This window comes from Enhygromyxa salina (genome assembly GCF_002994635.1).
GTDB classification, from domain to species: Bacteria; Myxococcota_A; Polyangia; order Nannocystales; family Nannocystaceae; genus Plesiocystis; species Plesiocystis salina_B.
Genome location: NZ_PVNL01000082.1, coordinates 1 through 2,938, shown reverse-complemented (window position 1 = coordinate 2,938; position 2,938 = coordinate 1). Strand labels below are relative to the sequence as shown.

The window sequence follows — 2,938 nt, the reverse complement described above, 5'->3', positions numbered from 1 at the left end:
GTCCCCGTCACCCGGATCCCCGTCCCCGTCCCCGTCGCCGTCCCCGGTCGTGGCGCTCGAGCTGCCGCCGTCCGGCCCGTCGCCGTCGCCATCACCGTCTCCCGCGGTCCCTGTCTCCTCGGTGCCGCTGCCGGACGCCGCATCGTCGCCGCCACAGCCGGCGAGCACCAACCCCAACAGGCTCACAACCACAGCTCCAGCGCGATGCAACGTCATGCACCGACGGTCCCACGGCAGCCGCGACCCGGTCAACCCGGACGCCGGGTGTGCCCCGGCTACTCCAGATCGAACTCGATGTCGTCATCGGCGCGGGGCCGCTCTTCCGCGGTCCCGCCCATGACCCCGCGAAACGCGAGCTCGAAGTCTGCGGGGGTCGTGCTCGCTGCCAGCGCGACCTCGTAGGTGACGAGCTTGCGCCGGACCAGGTTCATCAACGACTGATCGAAGGTCACCATGCCGTAGGGGTTGGCGCCCTCGCGGATCGCGTCGACCAGCTCGTGGGTGCGCGACGGATCGGCGATCATCTCTTGCACGCGAGGCGTGTTGATCAGGATCTCGACCGCCGGGATCATGCCGCGCCCGTCGGCCCGCGGCAGCAAGCGCTGCGACACCACCCCGCGCAAGATCGCAGCCAGGTTGAGGCGGATCGCCGTCTGCTCCTCGCGTGGGAACATCTGCACGATCCGGTTCACGGTCTCCGTGGCGTCGACCGTGTGCAAGGTCGAGAACACCAGGTGGCCGGTCTCGGCCCCGTGCATGACCGTCTTGATCGTGACGTGGTCCCGCATCTCGCCGACCAGGATCACGTCGGGATCCTGGCGCAGGGCCGAGCGCAGCGCGCCCTCGAAGCCCATCGTGTCGAACCCCAGCTCGCGCTGGTTCACGATCGCCCGCTTGTCCTCGAACACGTACTCGATCGGATCTTCGATCGTCACGATGTGCGCCGGGCGGGTGATGTTCACGACCTCGAGCAAGCTCGCCAGCGTCGTCGACTTGCCCGATCCAGTGATGCCCGTGACCAACACCAGCCCGCGCTGCTCATCGCCGAGATCACGCACGCGCTGCGGCAAGTTGAGCCGCTCGAACGAGGGGATCTGCGAGGGGATGATCCGCATGACCATGCCCGTGGTCCCGCGCTGGCGAAACACGTTGACGCGGTAGCGGTAGCCGTCCTCGGTCCCGTAGGCGAGGTCGACCTCGCAGTTCTCCATGAAGATCTGGTGCTGCCGCTGCGCCATGATGTTGACCGCGAAGGTCTCGATCACGTCGCTGTTCATGGCCGGCACATCCTTGAGCGTGCGCAGCTGTCCGCGGATGCGGAAGATCGGCGGGCGACCGACCTTGAGGTGGACATCTGAGGCGCCAAGCTTGCGCGCCGCCAACAACACACGATCGAAAATCTCGTTCATGGGAGCTGGGGGAGTTAATACCCCACTAGCGCGGCCAGGGGGCTATTAATACCGCGCCTCTCTTTAAGAGAGCGAGAGCAGCTTGACCTTGAGGTACTTGCCCTCGGGGAACGCCGCGAGCACCGGGAAGTCGGGCGGGAGCCCGCACTCTGCGATGACGCGCGCGTTTCGGCCCGCCGACAGGCTGCCCTCGCCGACGGCGCCCAGGAACTCCTCTTCGGTGAGCGAGGCCGCGTTGGCGACCGCGAGCACTTCACCGGCTGGGGCGACGACGTGGGCGATCGCCTCGGCGAGCTGGTTCCAGTCGTCGAGGGCCGAGAAGGTGGAGCCCTTGACGGTCGAGAACGGCGGCGGATCGACGACGACCAGATCGAAGCGACGGTCTCGCTGGCGAAATCGCTCGAGGTGCTTGAACACGTCGCCCGTCAGCGCCTCGCAGGCCTCGGGATCGAGCCCCGACGCGGCCAGGTTCTGGCGACAGCGCGCGTGCGAGCGCGCGGCTGCGTCGATGTTGGTCACGTCCTTCGCCCCGCCACGAACTGCGCGCAGGGCCAGCGCCCCCGTGAACGAGAACAGGTTCAGCACCGTGCGCCCGGCCGCGATCTTCTCGACCAGGCGCCGACCCTCGCGCAGATCCAGAAACAGCCCGGGTGACACCGGGGCGGTCACGTCGACGAGAAACTTCAGGCCGTCTTCTTCGACCTCGAGCTCGGGCGGCGCGGTCTTGCCCGTCATGTGCGTGGCCGGCGGGCGCTTGTGGCTGTCCTCGGCTGCGACGGCGCGGGTGCGATCTTGCAGGTAGATCCCGGCGGGCTGGTGGACCTGCTCGAGCAGCGGGATCAGCCGATCGAGGTAGCTGTCGGCCGCGCTCGCGTACTTGTAGATCAGCAAGAAGTCGCCGTAGCGATCGACCGCGATCCCCGGGAAGCCGTCGGCGTCGGCGTGGACCAGGCGGGCCGCGCCCGCGAACCCCGCTTCCACGTAGCGGGCCCGGTGGGTCATCGCAGCGCGCAGGCGGGCGAGCATGACCTCGGCGTTCCAGTCGAAGTCGAGCTCGCGCGCGAGCATTCGCAGGACCACGGCGCCCTCGGGCTCGTACAGCGCATGACCGAGGTGGTTACCCTCGGGGTCCGCGACCGCGACCATGGCACCTGGAGCGATACCCTCGAGCGGCCGCAGCAGGGCCTCGCGAAACACCCACGGATGTCCAGCCCGGATCCAACGTGCAGCAGCCTCGGTGAGCTTGGCTCCCCGCTGACGTACACGCGGACGAAAGGCGCTGTCGGGCTTTCGAGGTCGGCCTTTTCCCGTGCCTTGGCGAGCGCCTGCGTGGCCGCGCTTCAGCTCCCGGCCGCCGCTCTCGGGCGGTCGGGCTTCGCGCACCTTGCGCTTTTTCTCGACGCTCATGGCTGGGCAGGATAGGCGGTTTGGGGACACGCGTCGACGACCACCGGCGCCCCGTGTAACCTCGGTTTCGCCGCGTGCTCACGCACGCGATGCGGCTTCTCTCCTGCGTCGCTGAGCGCCAC

General features: G+C 68.4%; 2 protein-coding genes and 1 pseudogene. All 3 read right to left on the bottom strand.

Annotation, left to right across the window (positions count from 1 at the left end):
• A pseudogene (locus ENSA7_RS43980) lies at positions 1 to 186 on the bottom strand (hypothetical protein); the annotation flags it as partial.
• A gap of 89 nt (positions 187 to 275) precedes the next feature.
• A complete protein-coding gene (locus ENSA7_RS20855) occupies positions 276 to 1,409 on the bottom strand; it encodes a type IV pilus twitching motility protein PilT (RefSeq protein ID WP_106091075.1) in 1,134 nt (377 codons plus the stop codon).
• Positions 1,410 to 1,472: 63 nt separating this feature from the next.
• Positions 1,473 to 2,816: a class I SAM-dependent rRNA methyltransferase gene (locus tag ENSA7_RS20850; RefSeq protein WP_106091074.1), complete on the bottom strand. Its 1,344-nt coding sequence runs from the start codon at positions 2,814 to 2,816 to the stop codon at positions 1,473 to 1,475.
• Positions 2,817 to 2,938: the final 122 nt, after the last annotated feature.

What these genes read in the sequence shown, in the direction of transcription:
- ENSA7_RS20850 (WP_106091074.1), bottom strand. Translation starts at nt 2,816, where the DNA reads ATGAGCGTCGAGAAAAAGCGCAAGGTGCGCGAAGCCCGACCGCCCGAG.
- ENSA7_RS20855 (WP_106091075.1), bottom strand. Translation starts at nt 1,409, where the DNA reads ATGAACGAGATTTTCGATCGTGTGTTGTTGGCGGCGCGCAAGCTTGGC.